The following is a 21,616-nucleotide window of genomic DNA, read 5'->3' on the forward strand; positions in this document are numbered from 1 at the left end:
CTCGCATATCAGTCTTAACAGGGCGTTAACCCGAACACGGCGTCACCGCGCTGTTGCAAATCCGCGTGGCAATGCCTAGAACCCTGCCACCCTTGGACGGAACGGAAACGCTCAGCCCGCCATGCTCCCCAGTGACGACCATTTCGAGCTGAAGCTCGCCACCGCGCCCAATGATCTGCTTGCCGCGCAGCGCTTGCGGTATGAGGTTTTTGTGGCCGAACTGGGCGGCGACGGCGCCATGGTCGATCATGATGCGCGGCTGGAGCGTGACGCGTTCGACCCGTTCTACGATCACCTGATTCTGATCGACAAACGGCGCGATGCCGCCGCGCTGGAGCATGTGGTGGGGGTTTACCGGTTGCTGCGCAGCGATCAGGCCGAAAAGCTGGGCCGCTATTATTCCGAGGCCGAATACGATCTGACCGTGCTCAAGCAAAGCGGGCGGCGGTTGCTGGAACTGGGCCGCTCCTGCGTGCACCGCGATTACCGGGGCGGCACCGCGCTGATGCGTCTGTGGAACGGGCTGGCGCGCTATGTGCTGGATCACCGGATCGAGGTGCTGTTCGGGGTGGCCAGTTTCCATGGCACCGATCTGGAGGCGCTGAAAACGCCGCTGGCCTATCTGCACCATTTCCACCTGGCACCGCCTGAATTGCGGGTGCGGGTGCTGCCCGAACATTTCCATTCGATGGATCTGATCCGGAAAGACGAGGTCGACCGCAAGGCGGCGATGCTGGCGACCCCGGCGCTGATCAAGGCCTATCTGCGGCTGGGTGGGTTCGTGGGCGAGGGAGCCTATGTCGATCACGCCTTCAACACCACCGATGTCTGCCTGATCATGGACACAGAGAAGATGACCGCGAAAAGCCGCGCGCGCTATTCGGGGGATCGCGGCCGGTGAGCCCGGTCTGGGATGACGGCAGTACGCCCGACATGCCGGCGATCACGCCGATGGGCTGGCTGCGGGCAATCTGGCGCGGCACCGCGCTGGGGCTGCTGGTGTTCGGCGGTTTGGCCTTGCTGCTGCTGCTGCGACTGATCGAGCGGCCGCTTTTTGGCTGGCATCGCCCGGTCACACCCTTCATCACGCAGTTTGTCTGTCGCGCGGCCTTTGTCATCCTGCGCATCCCCTATCAGGTGCGCGGCGCACGGATGACGCAGCGTGGCGCGGTGGTGGCGAACCATTCGTCGTGGCTGGACATCTTCGCGCTGAATGCGCGCAAGCGGGTCTATTTCGTCTCCAAGGCCGAGGTGGCGCAGTGGCCTGGCATCGGCTGGCTGGCGCGGTCCACCGGCACGGTATTCATCAACCGCGACCGGCGCGAGGCGAAGGCGCAGACCGCGCTGTTCGAAGCGCGGCTGAAGGCCGGCCACAAGCTGTTGTTTTTCCCCGAGGGCACCTCGACCGACGGGCAGCGGGTGCTGCCGTTCAAATCGACGCTGTTCGCGGCGTTTTTCAGCGAGGCGCTGCGCGGCTTTCTGCATGTGCAACCGGTCACGGTGATTTACCGCGCGCCTAAGGGGGCGGATCCGCGTTTCTATGGCTGGTGGGGCGAGATGGCGTTTGGCCCGCATCTGCTGAAGATATTGGCGGCGCGGCGGCAGGGATCGGTCGAGTTGGTGTACCATCCGGCGCTGAAAGTGGCCGATTTCGACAGCCGCAAGGCGCTGGCGCTGGCCTGCGAACAGGCGGTGCGCAGCGCGTTTCCTGTCGCGGGATAAAAAAATTTTCCCGAAAATTTTTAAGCGAAAAATTCTTCGTGAAGAATTTTCCTGGCCTCCGGCGGGAGTATTTGCGCCAAGAAGAAGGGGCAGGGTCAGACCATGGCCGCGATCAGCGCACCGAGGGCGGCGGCGGGGTCATCCTGGGACCAGATTTCTTCGCCCACGCCGAAGAAATCGGTGAAGGGCGCCAGTTGGGCCACGAGTTCGGGGGTCAGCGCGCCTTCGGCCACCACCGGTACTTCGATCACTTCGGACCACCACGCGAACAGGTCGTGCTCGGCGCAGGTACCGTCGCCCAGGGCGCTGTCGCCGACCGGGCCGAAGCTGATGTAATCGGCACCGGCTTCGCCCGCGTTCAGCCCGTCATGGCGCGACGCGCCGCAGAACGCACCGACGATGGCATCGGCGCCCAGTGCCTTGCGCACCTTGCGCACCGAGCGTGCGCCGTCGGTCAGGTGCACCCCGTCGAGGCCGAGCCGGTCGACCAGTTGCACATGTTCCTCGATGGTCAGGGCGATGTCGCGGGCATGGCAGATCTCGCGCAGCGCATCGGCGGCGCGACCGACCCGGTCTTCGTCTTTCGAGGCCAGGGCCAGGCGCACGCAGGCCACCGGATGCGCGTCCAGCACCGCGGCCAGCCGGTCGGGAAATGTGGACAGGTCGAATTCGGGCGGGGTGATCAGATAGATTTGCGGTGCCTGGTCTTCGGACATGGGGCCATCCTTTTCGGGTTGCGCCCTCATAGCTTGGGTGTGGGCGGCTCACAAGTGCTTGCCCTGAGGCCGGGCCCGGCGTAAATGCGCGGCCATGGCACAGAACATGCAAACCGGCCCGCAGCCCGCCTTTGTCCTGGTTCGCCCGCAGATGGGCGAGAATATCGGCGGGGCCGCGCGGGCGATGTGGAATTTTGGGCTGGACCGGATGCGCATCGTCGCCCCGCGCGACGGCTGGCCCAATCCGCGCGCGGTGGCGTTGGCCTCGGGGGCGGGGCGGTTGCTGGATCAGGCGGGGCTGTTCGACGACACCGGCGCCGCCGTGGCCGATTGCGATTTCGTTTTTGCCACCACGGCGCGGGGCCGCGATCTGACCAAGCCCGTGATGACGCCCGAGCGCGCGATGGAACATGCCCGCGCGCTGGTGGCCGAGGGGCGCCGCGTCGCGGTTCTGTTCGGCCCCGAACGCGCCGGGCTGGAAAATGACGATGTGGCGCGGGCCAATGCCATTGTCTCGGTCCCGGTGAATCCGGATTTCGCCTCGCTCAATCTGGCGCAATGCGTGTTGCTGACCGCCTATGAATGGCGCCGTCAGACCGCCGATATCGTGCCCGAGGTAGTCGAGATGGCGAAGACCGAGTTTGCCAGCCAGATCGAGATCGAGAAGCTGGGCGATCATTACGAGGAGCGGCTGGACGAGGCCGGCTTCTTCTTTCCGGAGATCAAGGCCGCGGGGATGAAACAGAACCTGCGCAACATGTGGAGCAGGATGCCGCTGACCCGCGCCGATGTGCAGATCCTGCATGGGGTTCTGCGGCAAATGGTGCGGTGGAAAACCCACGGAGAGTGACTTGAAGCGCCTTCGGGCGGGGCCTACTGTCCGGGCAGGACAGAGCGGGGGACGGCATGAGCGGCAAGCGCAGCATTTTCGAAGAGGTCGGCGGCGACACGCCTGCCGGGCAGCCCGTGCCGCAGCCGGGCGGGATCGACAAGGCGCATAAGGGCGCGCGTGGGGCGGTGCGGATCTGGCTGATCGTGCTGTTTGCGATGGTCGCGGCGATGATCCTTATCGGCGGGCTGACCCGGCTGACCGATAGCGGGCTGTCGATCACCGAGTGGAAGCCGGTGACCGGCGCGCTGCCGCCGATGGATCAGGCCGCCTGGATGGCCGAATTCGGGAAATATCAGGCCACCCCGGAATTTCAGTTGCAAAACCGGGGCATGACGCTGTCCGAGTTTCAGTACATCTATTGGTGGGAATGGGGCCACCGGCAGCTGGGCCGGATGATCGGGCTGGTCTGGGCGGTCGGTTTTCTGTTTTTTCTGCTGACAAAACGCATCCCCACCGGCTGGACCGGGCGCTTGCTGGGTATCGGTGTGCTGGGCGGGGCGCAGGGCGCGATTGGCTGGTGGATGGTCAGCTCCGGCCTGACCGGCGCACGGCTGGATGTGGCGTCTTATCGGCTGGCCGTGCATCTGGGGCTGGCCTTTGTCATCCTCGGTTTCATTGCGTGGTATGTGTTCGCGCTGGCCCGCAGCGAGAAGGATCTGATGCAGGCCCGGCGCGGGCGCGAGGCCAAGCTGTTCTCGATGTCCACCGGGCTGATGCATTTCGCGTTTCTGCAAATCCTGCTGGGGGCACTGGTGGCGGGGATCGACGCGGGGCGCAATTTTACCGACTGGCCGCTGATGGCGGGGGGCGTTCTGCCGCCCGATCTGTTCGCGCTGTCGCCCTGGTGGCGCAATTTCTTCGAGGATGCGGGGCTGGTGCAGTTCCTGCACCGCATGGCCGGGTATCTGCTATTCATCTTCGGGATGGTGGTCTGGAACCGTGCCCGTAAAAGCGGCAACCTCAGGACCCGCCGCGCCTTTGACTGGATGGGGCTGATGCTGTTCGGTCAGGTGGTGCTGGGGATCGTCACGGTGATGCATTCGGCACCGTTGCAGATCGCGATTTTCCATCAACTGGGCGCGATCGTGCTATGGGTGCTGATCCTGCATGCGCGCTTCTTGTCGCATTATCCGTTGCAACAATCCATCCGGGGGACCGCATGACCGCTTTTGACGCGCTGATGGCGTTTCAGCACCAGACCGAGGCTTTGGCCCAGGTCGCCGGCCGCCTTGGCTGGGATCAGGAAACCGTGATGCCGCGCGGTGCCGCCGCCCAGCGGGCCGAAGAAATCGGCGCGCTGGAGGGTGTGCTTCATGCCCGCCGCACCGATCCGAAGATCGGCGGATGGCTGGATGCGATCGACGATGGCACGCTGGATGCGGTGGGCGCGGCCAAGATGCGCCATATCCGCCGGTCCTATGCCCGTGCCACGCGCCTGCCCGAAACGCTGGCCGCCGAACTGGCCCGCGTGACCAGCCGCGCCCAGGGCATCTGGGCCGAGGCCCGCGCCGCCGATGACGTGGCGCATTTTCTGCCCACGCTGGAACGGGTCGTCGCGCTGAAACGCGAAGAGGCCGCCGCGCTGGCCGATGGCGGCGATCTGTATGACGCGCTGATGGACGATTACGAACCCGGCGCCACCGCCGCCGAAACCGGTGCGATGTTCGACCGGATGCGCCCGCGTCTGGTGATGCTGCGCGAGCGGATCATGGGATCGGGCCATGTGCCCGCGCCGCTGACGGGCGACTTCGCCGAGGCCGGGCAGTTGCAGCTTGCGCGCGAGGCCGCGACCCATTTCGGCTATGACTGGCGCCACGGGCGGATGGACAAGGCGGTGCATCCGTTCAGTTCCGGCTCCGGCTCTGACGTGCGGATCACCACGCGGGTGGTCGAACCCGAGCCGTTCAACTGTCTTTACTCCACCATCCACGAGGTCGGGCATGGCTGTTACGAGCAGCGGATCGACCCGGCCTATGCGCTGACGCCGCTGGGGCAGGGCGTGTCGATGGGGGTGCATGAAAGCCAAAGCCGGATCTATGAAAATCAGCTGGGCCGGTCGCGCGCCTTTACCGGCTGGCTGTTCGGCCGGATGCAGGCGATTTTCGGCGATGCGGGGGCGGCGGATGCCGATGCGTTCTATGGCGCCGTCAACCGGGTGCATTCGGGGTTCATCCGCACCGAGGCCGACGAGGTGCATTACAACCTGCATATCATGATGCGCTTCGATCTGGAGCGGCAACTGATCGCGGGCACGCTGGATGTGGCCGACCTGGAAGCGGCCTGGAACGCGCGGTTCGTGCATGATTTCGGGGTGGCGGTCGACAAGCCCTCGAACGGGGTGCTGCAGGATGTGCACTGGTCGGTGGGGCTGTTTGGCTATTTCCCGACCTATACGCTGGGCAATGTCTATGCGGGCTGCCTGAATCTGGCGATGCGGGCCGCCGTGCCCGATCTGGACGACGCCCTTGCGCGCGGCCGGACCGAGGGCGCGACCGATTGGCTGCGCGCGCATGTGCAGCGCCATGGCGGGCTTTATACCCCGGCCGAGGTGATCGAAAACGCCTGCGGGTTCGCGCCCAACGAAGGACCGCTGCTGGATTATCTCGACGCCAAGTTCGGCGCGCTTTACGGGGTCTAGGGCCCCGGGGGACGATGCTGGAGGTTGCGATCTTTTCCTACAACCGCGGGGCCTATGTCGCGAATTGTCTGGCGTCGGTACGCCGCAATCTGCCCGGCGCACGGGTGCGGGTCTATGACGATGGTTCGGACGCGCCCGAAACCCTGGCGTATCTGGACACGCTGGGCGATCTGGTGATCCGCCCCGACAGGGCGCGCGCGGCGCGGCTGGGCGGGCTTTACGGCAATATGCAGGCCGCCCTTGACGCGGCCGAGGGCGAATTTCTGCTGTTTCTGCAAGACGATGTGCAGGTGGTGCGCGCCGTCACGGCCGAGGAACTGGACGCCTTGCGCGGCTGGTTCGACGCGCACCCGGACGCGGCATTCGTCAGCCCGGTATTTCTGAAGGGCGCGCGCCGGGCCAGTCGCCGCCGCCTGCTGCGCCCGGTGCCCGGCTGGCGCGGCTACACCTTCGCCACGACCGACGCGCGGCGCGTGGTGGACATGTTCTATAACGACATGACCGTCGCCCATGTCGGCCGGCTGCGCGCGGTGGGGTGGCGGTTTCAACCTTCTGAACGGGCCAATGCCGAACGCGCCCGCGACGCGGGCTTCGCGCAGATGATGGTGATGGGCGATCCGTTCGTGTTCTTCTGCCCCGAGGTGCCGTTTTTCCGCTATAAGGATCAGACGCTGGGCGCCCGATGGGCCGACCGTATTCTGGGCCGCGATGTGCGCCGGTTCACCGACATGGACCCGTCCACGCGCGCCGCGTTCCTGGCGCGCCCGCTGACCGATTTACCCTTCGCCGAGGATTACCTGACCCCCGAAAACCCACATGTGCGCCGACCCTTCGTCTTTAAGTCCGTCAATGCGCGGTGGTATACGCGGGCGCTGAACAAGCTGGAGCTGGCGCTGCGCCCCCGGCGCTGATCCGGTTGGCGTGCGCCGTCCGGCACGCTATAAGCCGCCGCCAGAGGCCCCGGTGCCCCCCTTCAAAGGTCCGTACACGTGCTTATCCTTCTCCAGACGCTGCTGCATCCGTTCATCGCCTGTTTCTGGGTCACGCTGTCGCATCTGACGCACCGCCCGATCTATATCGCCACCGCGATGCGGCATCAGAAACCGATGATCCGGCATCTGGCCGCGCCCGACGGGCTGTGGTTTCGCGGAATCACGCCGCGGTTTCGCAAGCGCTGGCACCGGGTGCTGAAACGGCCATTTTCCGCCGTGGCGCGCGCCATCTATGGCCTCGGCAACCGCAAGACGCTGATCTTCGTGCATTGGGGCTATTCCGACAAACAGCGCTTCGGCTTCGATTTCCGCGATCTGGGCTATCAGGTGCGCTATCTGGAAAACACGCTGATCGGCTTTGGCATCAAATACGGCTTTCCGGTCATCGGCTACCTGAGCGACAGCCAAAGGCCCTATTTCGACGGGCGCGGACCAAGTGATCTGGAGGATATCCTGAACGCCACGCGCCCCGGCGACTGGCGCGACGATCCCGCCATCGCCGATTTCGTTGAAACCGCCCGCAACAGCAGCCTTCAGAAATTCCTGGAATACGATCAGGCCTCGCCGCTGGCGATCACCGGCAGCGATGTGGTCGTGGTCGGCCAGGTGCCGGGCGACGCCGCCTGGATCGAGACCGTGCCGACCGTGGCCGACAATCTGGCGCTGGTGTGCGCCGCGGTCGATCTGTTCGGCCCCGCGCGACGCATCTTTTACAAGCCGCACCCGCGCAACCCGATCATCGTACAGGAACGCCGGGCCATCGCCGCGGCCTTTCCGCAGGTGGTCGAGATCGGCACCGACGTGTCACTCAAACAGCTGTTCCGCGCGCGCCCGGCGGTGGCGGTCAACACCTCGGGGGCGGGGCTGGATGCGGGCATGGCGGGCTGCGCGGTCCACGCGTTCGGGGTGTCGTTCTATGCGGGCTGGGGCGCCACGACCGATCACTTCGCCCCCGTGACGCGCCGTGCCAACCGGCTGACATTCGAGGATATCTTCGCCACTGCGCTGGTGCGCTATACCCGGTATTTCGAGCGCGACAGCCTGCGCGACGCGCCGATCGAACGGGTGACCGGGATCATCCGCAGCTTCGACGCGGATCAGGCCGCAAAGCGTTAGGTCTGCCAGTCGGGCGAACGCTTTTCCAGAAAGGCGCTGATGCCTTCCTCGGTGTCACGAAACAGCATGTTCTGCACCATCACGTCGCCGGCATAGGCATAGGCCTGATCTACGGGCATCTGGATCTGCTCGTAAAACGCGGCCTTGCCGATCCGTACGGCGGCCCCCAGCTTGGCCGCCACCGTGTCGGCCAGATCGCGGGTGACGGCGGCCAGATCATCGGGCGCCACGGCGCGGTTGATCAGGCCCAGTGCCTCGGCCTTTGCGGTGTCGATGAAGCGGCCGGTGGTCAGCATCTCGAAGGCGTGCTTGCGCGGCACGTTGCGCGACAACGCCACCATCGGGGTCGAGCAGAACAGGCCGATATTCACCCCGTTCACGCCAAAGCGCGTGCCTTGTGCCGCCACAGCCATGTCGCAGGACGCCAGAAGCTGACAGCCGGCGGCCGTGGCGATGCCATGCACCTCGGCGATCACCGGCTGCGGGATGCGCTGCAACCCGGTCATCACCCGCGCGCAACGGGCAAAAAGATCGGCGAAATAGGCGCGCCCGCCGTCTTCGGCCTGCCGGCCCGCGGTCATCTCTTTCAGGTCATGACCCGCGCAGAACACCTTGCCCGCGCCGCGCAGGATCACCGCGCGGGTGGCGGTGTCATCGGCCAGCGCGTCGATCTGCGCCTGAAGTGCCGCCAGCATCGCATCCGACAGTGCATTCAGCCGCCCCGGCATGTTCAGCGTCAGCTCGGCCACGCCGCCCCGATCCGTGCGTAACAGTATCTCGTCACTCATCTTGCCATTCCTCCCTTTTCAGCAAAGTCTAGGGCGGGAGTGGGAGAGGGGAAAGAGACATGCAGCCAGTGATGGACAGCGCAGCGCTGGAGGAGTTCCTGCGCGCCGAATTTCCACAGGTCGCGCAGGATTTCACGGTCGAGCAGGTCGCCCCGATGACCGCGCGCCTGCGCCTGAAGGTGGGGCCGCAGCATCTGCGCCCCGGCGGTACGGTGTCGGGCCCGTCGATCTTTGCGCTGGCGGATGTGGCGATCTATCTGGCGGTGCTGGCGATGATCGGGCCGCGGGCGCTGGCCGTGACCACCAATTGCAGCATAGATTTCATGCGCAAACCGGCGGCGGGCCGCGATCTGATCTGCGAGGCGAAGCTTCTGAAACTGGGCCGGGTGCTGGCGGTGGGGACGGCGACGATCCTGTCCGACGGCGCACCCGATCCGGTCGCCCATGCCAGCCTGACCTATTCGATCCCGCCGCGCTAACCCCTTCTTCTCGGCAAAAATACTCCCGCCGGAGGCGAACCAGGTCTCGCGCCCGGTTCAGGGCAGCAGCTTTTTCACATAGGCGGGCAGGGCGAAGGCGGCCTTGTGCACCTCGGGCGTATAATACCCGGTCGCGAATCCGGCCTCGGCGAACCGTGCCTGTAGCGTGGCCACATCCACCGCCCCCGCACCGCCATCGGTGCCCCAGCCAAAGGCCATCGGCCCGCCGGCATAGGTCGGGATCGTGGCCATATAGCAGCCCCAGTCGGTAAACAGCGCCTTGAAGGCACGCAGCGTGTTGGTCAGCTCGTCACCTTGCAGGAACGGCACGCCGTTCTGGGTGACCAGAATGCCGCCCGGCGTCAGCGCGCGTTTGGCGTGGCCATAGAACGTGTCGGTGAACAGCACCTCGCCCGGTCCGATCGGATCGGTCGAGTCGACGATGATCACGTCGAATTTCTCTTCCGTTTCACGCATGAAGGCGGCGCCGTCGTTGATGGCCAGATCCAGGCGCGGATCGTCGAACGCGCCCTGCGACAACATCGGCAGATACGCCTTGGAAAATTCCACTACGCCCGCGTCGATCTCGACCATGGTGACATGCGTGACCGAGGCATGGCGCAGCACCTCGCGTGCCATGCCGCCATCACCGCCGCCGATGATTAGCACCCGCTTTGCCGCGCCATGGGCCAGAATCGGCACATGGGTCAGCATCTCGTGATAGATGAAATTGTCGCCCTCGGTGGTCTGCACCACATCGTCCAGCGTCAGCACCCGGCCGAAAGTGCCGTTCTGAAACACTTTCAGCCGCTGATGTTCGGTCTTGCTGTCATATAGCATCTCGTCCACCCGCAGCGCCTGGGCATAGTCGGGATGCAGGCTTTCGCGAATCCAGTCGCTCATGCTGCGGCCTCGTCCGATACCAGCCCGTCGCCGCGCAGCAGTTCCTCGACCCGCACATCGTCGGTGCCGAAGGCTGCCTTCAGCACATCCACCGCGCGCCACGGGTCGGCGTCGCCGCACATGAACACGTCAAATGCGCCATAGCCGATCTCGGGCCAAGTGTGCACCGAGATATGGCTTTCGGCCAGAACCGCCACGCCGCTGACGCCCTGGGGGCTGAACTTGTGGGTATGGATATGCAGCAGGGTCGCGCCACATTCATCGACGCAATCGCGAAAGGCACGCTGGATGCGGGCCTCGTCATCCAGCCCGTGGCCGTTCACCACCTCGATGATCAGATGGGTGCCAGCAAAAACCTTGCCGTCGCGGCGAATGAAATGGTCGTCGCGGTCCGGGTCGAAAATGTCACTGGCATCGTTGGCAGCCGCAAGGCTGCGTGTGTCTTCCGCATGGGCGCCTGTCTCCAGACCGATCCCCAGTTGGAAGAGGTCGGCGCGGTCCATGGCGCATCCCCTTCTTTCCAGCAGATTGAATCCAGTAGGTCCCTTAGCGCCCCCCCGGATGTTCCGAAGTTGGGATCGGTCCCTAACGTGAGGCGGCACCTAAGCGGCGCGCGGGATTCGATCAATCCCTTTTCGCCGCAGTCGCGAAAAAAAAGAGGCCGGGCACAAGGCCCGGCCAGTGAAGAGGTTCCTGAAAAGTCCTATTCCCGCCAGAACGGCTTGGCCGCCTCTGCCGCGACATCGCGAGGATGAAGCCCCATATCGCGCATCTGGGCCGGGGTAAGACGGGCCAGTGCGGTACGGATCTTGCACCGTGCGTCCCATGTCAGAAGCAGGGCCGCCACCGGGTGGGTGCGGCGCTTGGTCGGAACCTCCGGGGAAAAGCCGCCATCGGGGCTGAATATCGGGGCTGGTCTGACAATGTGGGCACGCATCGAATTAGTCCTTGCTTTGTATCGGTACAATCCTGTAGTTTCGCTACAATCAAAGAGATACAATGCGGCGGATCGAAAGGCGAGTGAAACATTGTGATGGATACAATTCTGGATGTTGATCTGTCCGATGTGGACGGCCCGAAATATCTGGCCCTGGCCGAGGCGATCCGCAGTGCGATCCGCGCGGGCCGTCTGGCACCGGGCGACAAGATGCCGCCGGTGCGCGACCTGGCCTGGCAGATGAAGGTGACGCCGGGCACGGTGGCGCGGGCCTATCAGCGGCTGACCGATGCGGGCAAGCTGCGTGCGCATGTCGGGCGCGGCACGTTCGTCGCCGAGGCCGAGGCAACGCCGCCCGCGGTGCTGCCGGTCGAGATCCGGCCGCTGCCGATCCTGTCGGACCCCGACGTGCTGGATCTGCGCTCGCCGGTTCTGCCCGATGTGGGGCAGGGCGATCAGATCCGCCGCGCCCTGCACCAGGTCGCGGATCTGCCGACCGATTGCTTTCTGGACTATCCCACCCCCAGCGGCGATCTGGCGGTGCGCGGACTGGTGCTGCGCAAGATCGAATCCTTCGATGCCGCGTGTCTGACGCCGGAACATGTGGTGCTGACCCATGGCGGCCAACACGCGCTGTCGCTGATCTTTCAGGTGGCGCTGAGCGGCGCGCGGCCGGTGGTCCTGACCGAAGAGCTGTCCTATTCCGGGTTCCGCCATGCGGCGCGGCTGGCGCGCGCCACGGTGATTGCGATCGAGCAGGACGAGGAAGGTCCGGTGCCGGCCTCGGTGCGTGCGGCCTGCGAGCGGCACGAGGTGCAGGTGCTGGCAACCTCGGGCCATGCCCACAACCCGACCACCATCACCACCAGCCCGGCCCGGCGTCAGCAGATCGCGGCGCTGGCGCGGGAATTCGATTTCCAGATCATCGACGATCAAAGCTACAGCCTGGTGCGGCGCGATCGCCCGTCCTATCGGGATCTGGTGCCGGAACGTGTGTGGTACGTGTCTTCGGTGTCGAAATCGGTGGCGCCGGGCCTGCGTATGGGCTGGTTCATTGCCCCCGACGGCAAGGCCGAGATCGGCCAGCTGGCGGCGCGGCATTCGTTTTTCGGTCTGTCGCGCCCGATCCTGGAGGTGGCGGCCGATGTGCTGGGCGCGCCCGACGCGGCCGAGCTGCGCCAGCGCGTGGTCGATGAAACCGCCGCCAGGGTGGCGATCCTGCGCGCGGCGCTGGACGGTTACGCGCTGCGGTCGCGTTCGGACGTGGCCTTTGCCTATCTGCCGCTGCCGCTGGGCTGGCGCGCCTCGTCGTTTCAGCGCGCCTGCGAGCGCAAGGGGATCCTGATCCGCTCGGCGGATGAATATGTGCTGCAGAACGGGCGGGCGCCCAATGCCGTGCGCTTCGGGATCAATGGCCGCGTCCCGCGCGCCGAGTTCGAGCGCGGCTGCCAGGCCCTGCGCCGCCTGTTGGACGCCCCGCCGCATGAAATGGGGGTCTGAAATGGCGCCGACAAATGGGGTATTTAAATACCTATTTTGTAATGCGTTGAAAACATGCGTATAAATCAGCATCCATGCGCTTGACTGCGCGCGTGAAACCCGTAGAACTCGCCCATCCAAGACACCGGGGTGCCGCACTGGCCCCCAAGACCAAGCCATAGGGCCAAGAACCATGAAAACCTTTACCGCTACCCCGGCGGATATCGAGAAGAAATGGATCCTGATCGACGCCGAAGGCGTCGTTCTGGGACGTCTCGCCTCGATCGTCGCCATGCGCCTGCGCGGCAAGCACAAGGCCACCTTTACTCCGCATATGGATATGGGTGACAACGTGATCATCATCAACGCCGACAAGGTGCAGATGACCGGCAAGAAGCGCGATGACAAGAACTACTACTGGCACACCGGCCATCCGGGTGGCATCAAGTCGCGGACCGCGCGCCAGATCCTGGAAGGCGCGCACCCCGAGCGTGTCGTCACCAAGGCCGTGCAGCGCATGCTGCCCGGCAACCGCCTGTCGCGCCAGCAGATGACCAACCTGCGCGTCTATGCCGGCGCCGAGCATCCGCATGAGGCACAGTCGCCGGAAGTGCTGGATGTGAAATCCATGAACCCGAAAAACACCCGGAGCGCATGATGGTTGATGAAATCAAATCCCTCGACGAGCTGAACGCAGCCGTCTCCGGCAGCGACGCAGCGGTTCTGATGGAACTGGCCGCACCGCGCGAGCCGGTTCGCGACGAGCTGGGCCGCTCCTATGCTACCGGCAAGCGGAAGGACGCGATCGCTCGTGTCTGGATCAAGCCGGGCTCCGGCAAGGTCACCGTGAACGGCAAAGAGATCAATACCTACTTTGCGCGCCCGGTGCTGCAGATGATCCTGCGCCAGCCCTTCACCGTGTCGGGCACGGAAGATCAGTTCGACGTGATGGCGACCGTCAAGGGCGGTGGTCTGTCGGGCCAGGCCGGTGCGGTCAAGCACGGCATCTCGAAGGCGCTGCAGTTGTATGATCCCAGCCTGCGCGCCGCGCTGAAGGCTGCGGGCTTCCTGACCCGCGACAGCCGCGTGGTGGAACGCAAGAAGTTCGGCCGTGCCAAGGCGCGCAAGAGCTTCCAGTTCTCCAAGCGCTGATCACGCTGCCATATGTTTCGAAAGGCCCGGCCGTCTGTGCCGGGCCTTTTGTGTTTTCAAAATGCGCGCCTGCGGCGCAGCCCGTTTCGCACTGCGTGCGGGGCGCCTCCGGCTGGAGTATTTGTGCCGAGAAGAAGGGGCGGTCAGGTGTCGGGCGGGATCAGGCCCAGGCCGCGCAGGTAGATGCCGATGCCGCTTTCCAGCAGTTCCTCTGGCGGAAACGGCGCGCGGGCGCCGGGGGTGCCGCGGGCGTAAAGTTCGACCACGCCGTGGCTCATGGCCCAGATATGGGCCGAGACCATCGCTGCGGGCGGGCGTTTTTCGGGCGGGATATGCTGCGACAGGTCGCTGGCGGCCTGTTCCAGAATGCCGTTGGCGCGGCTCGCGGCACGGGCCAGTTCGGGAGTCACATTGAGCGACACGCCGCTTTCGAACATCGCCATGTAATGGCCGGGATATTTGCGGGCGAAGGCCAGATAGGCGCGGCTGGTGGCCTCGAAACTGGCCAGGGCCGAGGGCTGGCCCTTTTGATAGGCGTAGTCCATCAGATCGGCAAAAATTTCATATCCCTGGCGGGCGGCTTCAGCGATCAGATCGTCGCGGCCCTGAAAGTGGCGATAGACGGCGGCGGGGGTGACGCCCGCGGTCTTGGCCGCTTCGGACAGGGTGAAGCCTTGGGGGCCGGTCTGTTCGATCAGGGTCAGGGCGGCGTCGACCAGCGCCTGTTTCAGGTTGCCGTGATGATAGCCGCGTTTCTTAGGCATCCCAGATCTCGGGGCCGCCGGCGATTTTCGGGTCGGGTACGCAGGTGACCTTGGGGTTCTTGCCGGGGTAGTCGACCTGGCACAACACCTGCTGGATCGCGGCGATCCGGGCGCGGCGCTTGTCGTCCGAGCGCACCACCGTCCACGGCGTGACCGGGTTGTGCGAAAAGGCGAAGTTTTCCTGGATGGCCGTCGAATAGGCATCCCATTTCTTCAGCCCCTCGACGTCGATCCAGCTGAGTTTCCACTGCTTGAGCGGATCTTTTTCACGCTTGAGGAACCGGCGCATCTGTTCGGCCCGGCCCACGTTCAGCCACAGCTTGATCAGGTGGATGCCTTCTTCGACCAGCATCGACTCGAACTCGGGCAATTGGGCGAAAAAATGCGCGCGCTGCTGCGGGGTGCAAAAGCCGAACACCTGTTCGACCACGCCGCGATTGTACCAGCTGCGGTCGAACAGCACGATCTCGCCGCCTGCCGGGAGCTGCTCGATATAGCGCTGGAAATACCATTGCGTGGCTTCACGGTCCGAAGGTTTGGGCAGCGCCACCACCCGCGCCACGCGCGGGTTGAGGTTTTCGCGGAACCGTTTGATCGTGCCGCCCTTGCCGGCGGCATCGCGACCTTCGAACACCACGGCCACGCGCTTGCCGCTGTCCTTGACGTGGGATTGCAGTTTGACCAGTTCGATCTGCAGATCGGCCATCACCGCGTCGTATTTGTCGCGATCCATCTGTTCGGCGTAGGGATAGCTGTCGGACAGGATGTCGTTCTTGTCGGCCTTGTTGATGGCCGCGCGCAGCGATTTGGGGGCGTCGTCGCGGAAATAGGCGCTGATGGCCCCGTCGAATGGAAGTGTCATGTGAACCCTCCTGTCTGGTCCGGTCAGTATGGCGATTGCGGCGCGCGGCGCAATCCGGCGCGCTTAGCCGCCGATCCGGCCGATGTCGTAAGGCGTTGTCTGATAGATCTCGTTGATCCAATTGCCATAAAGCAGATGCGCGTGGCTGCGCCAGCGGTTTTGCGGCGGCTGGCTGGGGTCGTCGTCGGGATAGTAGTTCTGCGGCACGTTGATCGCGGTGCCCGCGGCCACGTCGCGGTCATATTCCTGTTTCAGCGTGTCGCTGTCATATTCGAAATGATTGAAGATATAGAGCGCGCGGTGCCCCGGATCCTGCACCAGGCAGGGGCCCACCTCGTCGCTGCCCAGCAGGGTGATCAGATCGGGCACGGCGTCGATTTCGGCCTGGCGCATTTCGGTCCAGCGGCTGACGGGGATCACGCAGTCGTCGGAAAAGCCGCGCAGATAGGGCGAGGCGGGCGCCAGGTTGCGGTGCCGGAAACAGCCGAAGGCCTTGCGATCCAGCATGTGTTTTTGAACGCCGTGGAAGTAGTTGATCATCGCCATGCCGCCCCAGCACACCCCGAAGGTGGAGTGCACATGGGTCTGGGTCCACGCGAAGACCTGTTTCAATTCGTCCCAATAGGTGACTGCCTGGAAGGGCAGATGCTCGATCGGGGCGCCGGTGATGATCAGGCCGTCGAATTTCTCTTCCGAGGCGCGCACCTCGGCGAAGGGGCGATAGAACGCCTCCATATGTTCGGCGGCGGTGTTTCTGGTCTCATGCTCGGTCATGCGGATCAGCGACAGCTCGATCTGCAGCGGTGTGGCGCCGATCAGCCGGGCGAACTGGTTTTCGGTCTGGATTTTCTTGGGCATCAGGTTCAGCAGCCCGATCCGCAACGGCCGGATGTCCTGCACCGCGGCGCGGGTTTCGTCCATGACCATGACACCCTCGTTCGTCAGAACGTCGAAGGCGGGCAGGTCAGTGGGCAATTTGATCGGCATCGGGCAGGTCCTGTTTGCGGCAAGAGGCGTGAAATAAGCGGTTTTTCAGCGCGCCTCAAGGGCATGGGCGATCAACGCCTCGAAATCCTCGGGCGATTTCACCTTGGCCACGTCATGGGCGCTGATCCGCAGGCCCCAGTTTTCGGCCATCGCGGCATAGCGCGGCTGACGGTGCGCCAGCGCGCGGGCATAGGTCCAGCGCACGAAGGCGTCAGGATCAACACCGCCTTCTTCAACCTTGATTTCGTTCAGATATTCTGCCCATGCGGCGGTCAGGAATTCGGGCTGATAATACATCGGCTTGGGGGCGCGGTCGAAGCGGCGGATCAGTTCCTGCGCGTGGGCGTCGCTGCCTTCGATCCAGACCATCAGCAAATTGTCGGACAGCGCCTTGAGAACCGGATCGTCGGCATCGTCGGGTGCCACCACCTCGCAGATCGACCCGCCCGAGTCGCAGACGAAATTGGCATAGCCATAGATGTCCTGCGCGCGATCGATGAAATGCGGCGTGTCCAGCAGGGCGCTGATTTCGGCCACGCGGTGCTGTTCCTGGCGTTTCATGTATTCATCGAAGGGCAGGCCGCCCTTGGCCGGATCGCCCGGCTTGCCCAGATAGGTCGAAAGCGGCGCCAGATTGTCGAAGGTGATGTTCGACGCGATATAGACGCTGTCGGTCATCAGCAATTCGCGCAGCAGGGGCACGCGCATTGCCTCGCGCTTGAAATTGTCGGCGATGTGTTCGCCCATGTAACGGGTGCCGATGCGGTAATCGACGGAATAGTGAAACCAGCCACCGCCCGCGCGCAGCATGTTCGACAGATAGGTCTTGCCCAGACCCGACATGCCGAACAGCAGCACGCGCTTGCGATCCGCCGCATGCCAGTCTTTCGCCGATTGATAGAGCATTGCCTGTCCCCGTAGCCTTCGGGTTTCGTAGCCAGCGGCGCGGAAACGGTCAAATGCTAATACATCCGGCGGTCCGATACACGACGATAAAGGCCCCGCCGTGCTGGCGGGGCCTTCGTATGCGTTCGATGCGGATCAGAAGCGATAGCCGATCTGAATGCCGTAGGCGACGCCGGTATTGTCCTCGAAATCGCCCTGGGTGGTGCCCGCAATCAGCGGCGATTCCGTTTCCGCGTCACCGATCCAGATATAGCGCGCACCGCCGGTGATGGTGATCTTGCCGGCGGTATAGGACGCCGCCAGACCCACGCTGGTGAAGCCATCGGTCGGGCCCAGGTTGCCGACATAGCCGCCCTGGGTTTCCTCATAACCCACAGTGACCGCGCCGGACCAGGTTTCGGTGAAACGGCGGCCGAGGCCCAGGTTATAGGTGACCGTGTCGTTGTCATAGGCGACCAGCGAGCCGCCCGGATCGACCAGCGTGGTATAGACCGTCGGCGTGATGTCGAACGCGGTCCAGTCGGCCCAGCGGACCGAGCCGAACAGCAGCGTGTCGGCGGCGATTCCGGTCTGGAATTCCAGGTTCAGCGATTGCGGCACTTCGGTGGTGAAACTGGTCGGGTCCGCAGAAAAGCTTTCGCTGGCGGTGAAGTCATGCTCGATCGCCGAATTGTAGGTCAGCGCCACGCGCGCGGCAATCTCCGGCTTCTCCCAGGCTGCGCCGATGACATAGCCCCAGTCCGACGCGGTGTCGGTGGTCATGGTATAGCCGTTGAACAGGGCGACCTTGCCCGACGCCTGCTCATTTCGGACCCCGCCGAACACGCTGAAATTCGACGGCAGCTTGTAGCGTGCCAGAAGGGTCAGCGCGTCCGAATCGATTGATGCGGTCGATCCGCCATAAAGGTAGGCCGGGTTGCCGTAATTCACATCGGCCCCGATCGGCCGGTTCAGGATCAGCGCGAAGTCGAGCTTGTCCGACAGCGCCGCCTTGAAGGCCAGGCTTGGCGCCAGATAACCGCCCGCGATATCCCCGGTTGGGGCGCCTTCTGCGAAAAATGGCGGAATTGCAGAGGCTTGTGTGCCGCTGACATCGGGCGACACATAGCCGAATCCAAGCTCCAGATAGGTGCCTTCCTCGAACAGAATGTCGGCAGACTGCGTTGAGCGTTCGACGCCGCCAGCATATGCCGTGCCTGCGCACAGCGCGGCCAGCGCCGCTCCTCCCATTAGTTTTTGCATTTTATGTCCCTTTGGTGGCATGCAATTTGAACGGTGACGCTATCGAAAGGTACCTTTGCACGTCAATTATTGACGCGGCGTAAGATTGAGAACCGGGCCCGAGAGAGACACGTTAGCGTGTTCCGGCGCGGATGTTTACCAGATTTGCACCAAAAATCAGGACGGCCCCGGCGGCGACGGCCCATTCAAGCGGTTCGTCATAAAACAGCATCCCAATGACCGCGATCACAGGCAGCCGGACAAAATCCATCGGTACGACGATGATCGCCGGCGCGACCGACAGCGCCCGGGTCAGGCAGAAATGCGCGGTAAGGCCGGCGCAGCCCACCAGCAGCACCCAAGGCAGGGTCGCGGCCGAGGGCAGGGTGATCGTGCCGTCCAGCGCCGCAGTGCCAAGCCCCAGTCCGGCCTGGATCAGGGTCAGCCAGAACAGGATGCAGGTGATGGTCGCGCCTTCGGTCAGGCGCTTGGTGAACAGGATTGATCCGGCAAAGCCGATGGCGGCCAGGGCGGCGGCGATCGTGCCGGGGTTGAGGCTGGCCGGGCCGGGATGTGTGATCACCAGTACGCCCAGAAAGCCCAGTCCGGCGGCCAGAGCACGGGCGCCGGTGATGCGTTCGCCCAGCACCAGCGGCGCCAGCAGCGTGACCCAGAGCGGCGAGCTGAATTCCAGTGCGAAAAGCTGCGCCAGCGGGATCATCGTCAGGGCGAAGAACCACAGGTTCTGTCCGGCGAAATGGCTGATATTGCGGATCAGATGCAGCCCCATCCGCTGTGTCGTGATCTGCCGCAACGTGCCGGCGACCGCGCCCGCCGCCAGCACGGCGACCAGCCCCACGAGCGAACGATAGAGCATCAGCTCGAACGTATCCAATTCGACCCGGGCCGCCCGACCGGCAATCGCCATGGTCGTGAATGCGGTGATCGCACCGGCCATCCACAGCGGGGCTTGTATCGCCGCAGACACTTTGGTGTGCTCCAAGACACGCTCCCCCCGCCATTTTGGTGGTGGGACGCTACGCCGGATGGGTGCGAAAGGAAAGCGTCAGGTCATTGCGGCCAGAAAGAGCCCGAGCGTGATCGGCAATGCCGCCAGAAGGCAGACCAGCACCGAGTTTTGGAAGGCGCTTTTGGGGCGATAGCAATAGCCACAGCGATTACCCGCAAAGCGCATCTTGTGACCGCAATGCTTACAGCGAAAGAGCCGGACCGTCATCTAGTGCTCCGTATTCAATATGAAAATCCGGCAGGGACTGCCGGGTTAAAAATACTTTTCACTCGTTAAATGTCGGCAGATCTACACGATTCAGAAAAAGTTAACAGCTTCTACATCGAGTCTTTTTTCAGATCCAGTGACCCGGTGATCACTCTATAAGTGCACCTTTGGGCCGCCCGGATCGCAGAAATCGTGCAAAGGGCTTGTGGTTCTGCACGGGCCTGATCAGGGCAGGGTCATTCCCACTCGATCGTGCCGGGGGGTTTCGAGGTCACGTCATAGGTGACCCGGTTGATGCCCTTGACCTCGTTGATAATCCGGGTGGCGGTTTCGCCCAGAAATTCATGGCTGAACGGATAGTAATCTGCCGTCATCCCATCCACGGACGTGACCGCGCGCAGGGCGCAGGCAAAGTCATAGGTTCGCCCGTCGCCCATCACGCCGACAGTGCGCACCGGCAGAATCGCGACGAAAGCCTGCCAGATCTCGTCATACAGGCCATGCTTGCGGATCTGGTCGATATAGACCGCATCGGCGCGGCGCAGGATCGCCAGCTTTTCGCGGGTGATCTCGCCCGGGCAGCGGATCGCCAGGCCGGGGCCGGGAAAGGGGTGGCGGCCGATGAAACTTTGCGGCAGGCCCAACTCGCGGCCCAACGCGCGAACCTCGTCCTTGAACAGTTCGCGCAGCGGCTCGACCAGCTTCAGCCCCATCTTTTCGGGCAGCCCGCCCACATTGTGATGCGACTTGATCGTGACGGACGGGCCGCCTGAAAAGCTGACCGATTCGATCACATCGGGATAAAGTGTGCCCTGGGCCAGAAACTTTGCCCCGCCGACCTCGCCCGCGTGTTTCTGGAACACGTCGATAAACAGTCTGCCGATGATCTTGCGCTTTGTTTCCGGATCGGAAACGCCGTCAAGCTCTCCAAGGAAAAGATCCTGCTCGTCGGCGTGGATCAGCGGCATGTTGTAGTGGTCGCGGAACATGGTCACGACCTCTTCGGCCTCACCCTGCCGCAGCAGTCCGTGATCGACGAAAACGCAGGTCAGCTGATCGCCGATCGCCTCGTGGATCAGCACGGCGGCGACCGAGCTGTCGACGCCGCCCGACAGGCCGCAGATCACCTTGGCATCGCCGACCTGTTCCCGGATCTGGCGGATCGCCTCTTCGCGGTAGGCGCCCATGGTCCAGTCGCCGGCAAAGCCCGCAAGGCGCACGAAATTCTCATAAAGCTTGGCGCCGTTGGGGGTGTGATGCACCTCGGGGTGAAACTGTACCGCATAGAAATGACGCTCGGGGTCCGCGGTGATCGCGAAGGGCGCGTTGGGCGAGGTGCCGTAGACGTGAAAACCCGGCGCGATCCGCGAGACATGGTCGCCGTGACTCATCCAGACCTGTTCATGCCCGTCCTCGAACCAGCCGTCCAGCAGCGGCAGCCTGGCGGCGCTGGGGGTGACATAGGCGCGGCCGAATTCGGCGGTGCCGTGGCCCGACTCGACCAGACCGCCCAGCATCTGCATCATCACCTGCTGGCCATAGCAGATGCCCAGGATCGGCACGCCCAGCCCGAACACCGAGTCCGGCGGGCGCGGCGAATTCGCGTCGATCACGCTGGCGGGGCCGCCGGAAAAGATCACCGCCTTGGGCGCGAAATCGGCCAGGAAGGCGTCGGTGACAGTCTGGAACGGGTGGATTTCACAATAGACGTTCAACTCGCGCAGGCGGCGCGCGATAAGCTGCGTTACCTGGCTGCCGAAGTCGATGATAAGAAGGCGGTCATGCGATGCGCTGGTCATACCGTGGCTGATAGGGCGGGGGGCGC

The 21,616-nt window shown here is 64.1% G+C and carries 24 protein-coding genes; 11 read left to right on the forward strand and 13 right to left on the reverse strand.

The window, feature by feature from the left end; all coding sequences use genetic code 11:
• Positions 1–121: 121 nt before the first annotated feature.
• Together olsB and olsA are read left to right on the forward strand one after the other, a co-directional pair.
• Positions 122–901 carry an L-ornithine N(alpha)-acyltransferase gene (gene olsB / locus ACSR1C_RS04845; RefSeq protein WP_460258210.1) on the forward strand — a complete coding sequence of 260 codons (780 nt, stop codon included), beginning with the start codon at positions 122–124 and terminating at the stop codon, positions 899–901.
• Complete coding sequence (olsA, locus tag ACSR1C_RS04850) at positions 898–1,722, forward strand: lyso-ornithine lipid O-acyltransferase (protein WP_460258211.1); 825 nt, start codon at positions 898–900, stop codon at positions 1,720–1,722. The genes olsB and olsA overlap by 4 nt, the downstream gene beginning before the upstream one ends.
• 95 nt (positions 1,723–1,817) lie before the next feature.
• Here the strand turns inward: olsA and ACSR1C_RS04855 are convergent, their stop codons facing one another.
• The gene (locus ACSR1C_RS04855; protein ID WP_460258212.1) at positions 1,818–2,438 is read right to left on the reverse strand and encodes a thiamine phosphate synthase; all 621 of its coding nucleotides are present in this window, start codon (positions 2,436–2,438) and stop codon (positions 1,818–1,820) included.
• A 94-nt stretch (positions 2,439–2,532) separates the two neighbouring features.
• Here ACSR1C_RS04855 and ACSR1C_RS04860 point away from each other — a divergent pair, with 94 nt between their 5' ends.
• The 5 genes from ACSR1C_RS04860 to ACSR1C_RS04880 all read left to right on the forward strand — a co-directional run bounded on the left by ACSR1C_RS04860 (position 2,533) and on the right by ACSR1C_RS04880 (position 8,076).
• Complete coding sequence (locus ACSR1C_RS04860; protein WP_460258213.1) at positions 2,533–3,288, forward strand: RNA methyltransferase; 756 nt, start codon at positions 2,533–2,535, stop codon at positions 3,286–3,288.
• A 56-nt stretch (positions 3,289–3,344) separates the two neighbouring features.
• On the forward strand, positions 3,345–4,493 hold the full coding sequence (ctaA, locus tag ACSR1C_RS04865; protein ID WP_460258214.1) for a heme A synthase: 1,149 nt from the start codon (positions 3,345–3,347) through the stop codon (positions 4,491–4,493).
• Complete coding sequence (locus ACSR1C_RS04870; protein WP_460258215.1) at positions 4,490–5,968, forward strand: carboxypeptidase M32; 1,479 nt, start codon at positions 4,490–4,492, stop codon at positions 5,966–5,968. Before ctaA ends, ACSR1C_RS04870 begins: the two co-directional genes overlap by 4 nt.
• 14 nt (positions 5,969–5,982) lie before the next feature.
• Entirely contained in the window at positions 5,983–6,879 is an 897-nt protein-coding gene (locus ACSR1C_RS04875; protein ID WP_460258216.1) for a glycosyltransferase, read from the forward strand.
• A gap of 78 nt (positions 6,880–6,957) precedes the next feature.
• Positions 6,958–8,076 (forward strand): capsular polysaccharide export protein, LipB/KpsS family, encoded by a 1,119-nt coding sequence (locus ACSR1C_RS04880; RefSeq protein WP_460258217.1) that lies wholly within the window; start codon positions 6,958–6,960, stop codon positions 8,074–8,076.
• Here the strand turns inward: ACSR1C_RS04880 and ACSR1C_RS04885 are convergent.
• Positions 8,073–8,864: an enoyl-CoA hydratase gene (locus ACSR1C_RS04885; protein WP_460258218.1), complete on the reverse strand. Its 792-nt coding sequence runs from the start codon at positions 8,862–8,864 to the stop codon at positions 8,073–8,075. The two genes, ACSR1C_RS04880 and ACSR1C_RS04885, sit on opposite strands and share 4 nt — an antisense overlap.
• A 59-nt stretch (positions 8,865–8,923) precedes the next feature.
• Between ACSR1C_RS04885 and ACSR1C_RS04890 the strand changes: the two genes are divergently transcribed.
• Positions 8,924–9,343: a PaaI family thioesterase gene (locus tag ACSR1C_RS04890; protein WP_460258219.1), complete on the forward strand. Its 420-nt coding sequence runs from the start codon at positions 8,924–8,926 to the stop codon at positions 9,341–9,343.
• Positions 9,344–9,400: 57 nt separating this feature from the next.
• Here ACSR1C_RS04890 and speE read toward each other — a convergent pair whose 3' ends face one another.
• The 3 genes from speE to ACSR1C_RS04905 form a co-directional block, all read right to left on the reverse strand.
• On the reverse strand, positions 9,401–10,246 hold the full coding sequence (speE, locus tag ACSR1C_RS04895; RefSeq protein ID WP_460258220.1) for a polyamine aminopropyltransferase: 846 nt from the start codon (positions 10,244–10,246) through the stop codon (positions 9,401–9,403).
• Entirely contained in the window at positions 10,243–10,749 is a 507-nt protein-coding gene (gene speD / locus ACSR1C_RS04900; protein ID WP_460258221.1) for an adenosylmethionine decarboxylase, read from the reverse strand. The genes speE and speD overlap by 4 nt, the downstream gene beginning before the upstream one ends.
• Positions 10,750–10,949: 200 nt before the next feature.
• On the reverse strand, positions 10,950–11,183 hold the full coding sequence (locus tag ACSR1C_RS04905; protein WP_460258222.1) for a DUF1127 domain-containing protein: 234 nt from the start codon (positions 11,181–11,183) through the stop codon (positions 10,950–10,952).
• Positions 11,184–11,279: 96 nt separating this feature from the next.
• On the opposite strand from ACSR1C_RS04905, the gene ACSR1C_RS04910 reads away from it, so the two are divergent.
• The 3 genes from ACSR1C_RS04910 to rpsI all read left to right on the forward strand — a co-directional run bounded on the left by ACSR1C_RS04910 (position 11,280) and on the right by rpsI (position 13,814).
• Positions 11,280–12,683: an aminotransferase-like domain-containing protein gene (locus ACSR1C_RS04910; protein WP_460258223.1), complete on the forward strand. Its 1,404-nt coding sequence runs from the start codon at positions 11,280–11,282 to the stop codon at positions 12,681–12,683.
• Positions 12,684–12,855: 172 nt separating this feature from the next.
• Complete coding sequence (gene rplM, locus ACSR1C_RS04915) at positions 12,856–13,320, forward strand: 50S ribosomal protein L13 (protein ID WP_460258224.1); 465 nt, start codon at positions 12,856–12,858, stop codon at positions 13,318–13,320.
• Positions 13,320–13,814 (forward strand): 30S ribosomal protein S9, encoded by a 495-nt coding sequence (rpsI, locus tag ACSR1C_RS04920; protein ID WP_460258225.1) that lies wholly within the window; start codon positions 13,320–13,322, stop codon positions 13,812–13,814. Before rplM ends, rpsI begins: the two co-directional genes overlap by 1 nt.
• 143 nt (positions 13,815–13,957) lie before the next feature.
• Here rpsI and ACSR1C_RS04925 read toward each other — a convergent pair whose 3' ends face one another.
• The 8 genes from ACSR1C_RS04925 to guaA form a co-directional block, all read right to left on the reverse strand.
• The gene (locus ACSR1C_RS04925; RefSeq protein WP_460258226.1) at positions 13,958–14,578 is read right to left on the reverse strand and encodes a TetR/AcrR family transcriptional regulator; all 621 of its coding nucleotides are present in this window, start codon (positions 14,576–14,578) and stop codon (positions 13,958–13,960) included.
• Positions 14,571–15,440 (reverse strand): polyphosphate kinase 2, encoded by an 870-nt coding sequence (ppk2, locus tag ACSR1C_RS04930; protein WP_460258227.1) that lies wholly within the window; start codon positions 15,438–15,440, stop codon positions 14,571–14,573. Before ppk2 ends, ACSR1C_RS04925 begins: the two co-directional genes overlap by 8 nt.
• 63 nt (positions 15,441–15,503) lie before the next feature.
• On the reverse strand, positions 15,504–16,427 hold the full coding sequence (gene metA, locus ACSR1C_RS04935) for a homoserine O-acetyltransferase MetA (RefSeq protein ID WP_460258228.1): 924 nt from the start codon (positions 16,425–16,427) through the stop codon (positions 15,504–15,506).
• 45 nt (positions 16,428–16,472) lie between these two features.
• Positions 16,473–17,333 carry an ATPase gene (locus ACSR1C_RS04940; protein WP_460258229.1) on the reverse strand — a complete coding sequence of 287 codons (861 nt, stop codon included), beginning with the start codon at positions 17,331–17,333 and terminating at the stop codon, positions 16,473–16,475.
• A gap of 135 nt (positions 17,334–17,468) precedes the next feature.
• Positions 17,469–18,575, reverse strand: a complete 1,107-nt coding sequence (locus ACSR1C_RS04945) for an outer membrane protein transport protein (protein WP_460258230.1) — start codon at positions 18,573–18,575, stop codon at positions 17,469–17,471.
• A gap of 112 nt (positions 18,576–18,687) precedes the next feature.
• Positions 18,688–19,557, reverse strand: a complete 870-nt coding sequence (locus ACSR1C_RS04950; protein WP_460258231.1) for a DMT family transporter — start codon at positions 19,555–19,557, stop codon at positions 18,688–18,690.
• Between the two features lie 63 nt (positions 19,558–19,620).
• The gene (locus ACSR1C_RS04955) at positions 19,621–19,791 is read right to left on the reverse strand and encodes a hypothetical protein (RefSeq protein ID WP_460258232.1); all 171 of its coding nucleotides are present in this window, start codon (positions 19,789–19,791) and stop codon (positions 19,621–19,623) included.
• A 236-nt stretch (positions 19,792–20,027) separates the two neighbouring features.
• The gene (guaA, locus tag ACSR1C_RS04960) at positions 20,028–21,590 is read right to left on the reverse strand and encodes a glutamine-hydrolyzing GMP synthase (RefSeq protein ID WP_460258233.1); all 1,563 of its coding nucleotides are present in this window, start codon (positions 21,588–21,590) and stop codon (positions 20,028–20,030) included.
• Between the last annotated feature and the right edge of the window lie 26 nt (positions 21,591–21,616).

It is taken from the genome of Actibacterium sp. D185-2, from assembly GCF_054954595.1.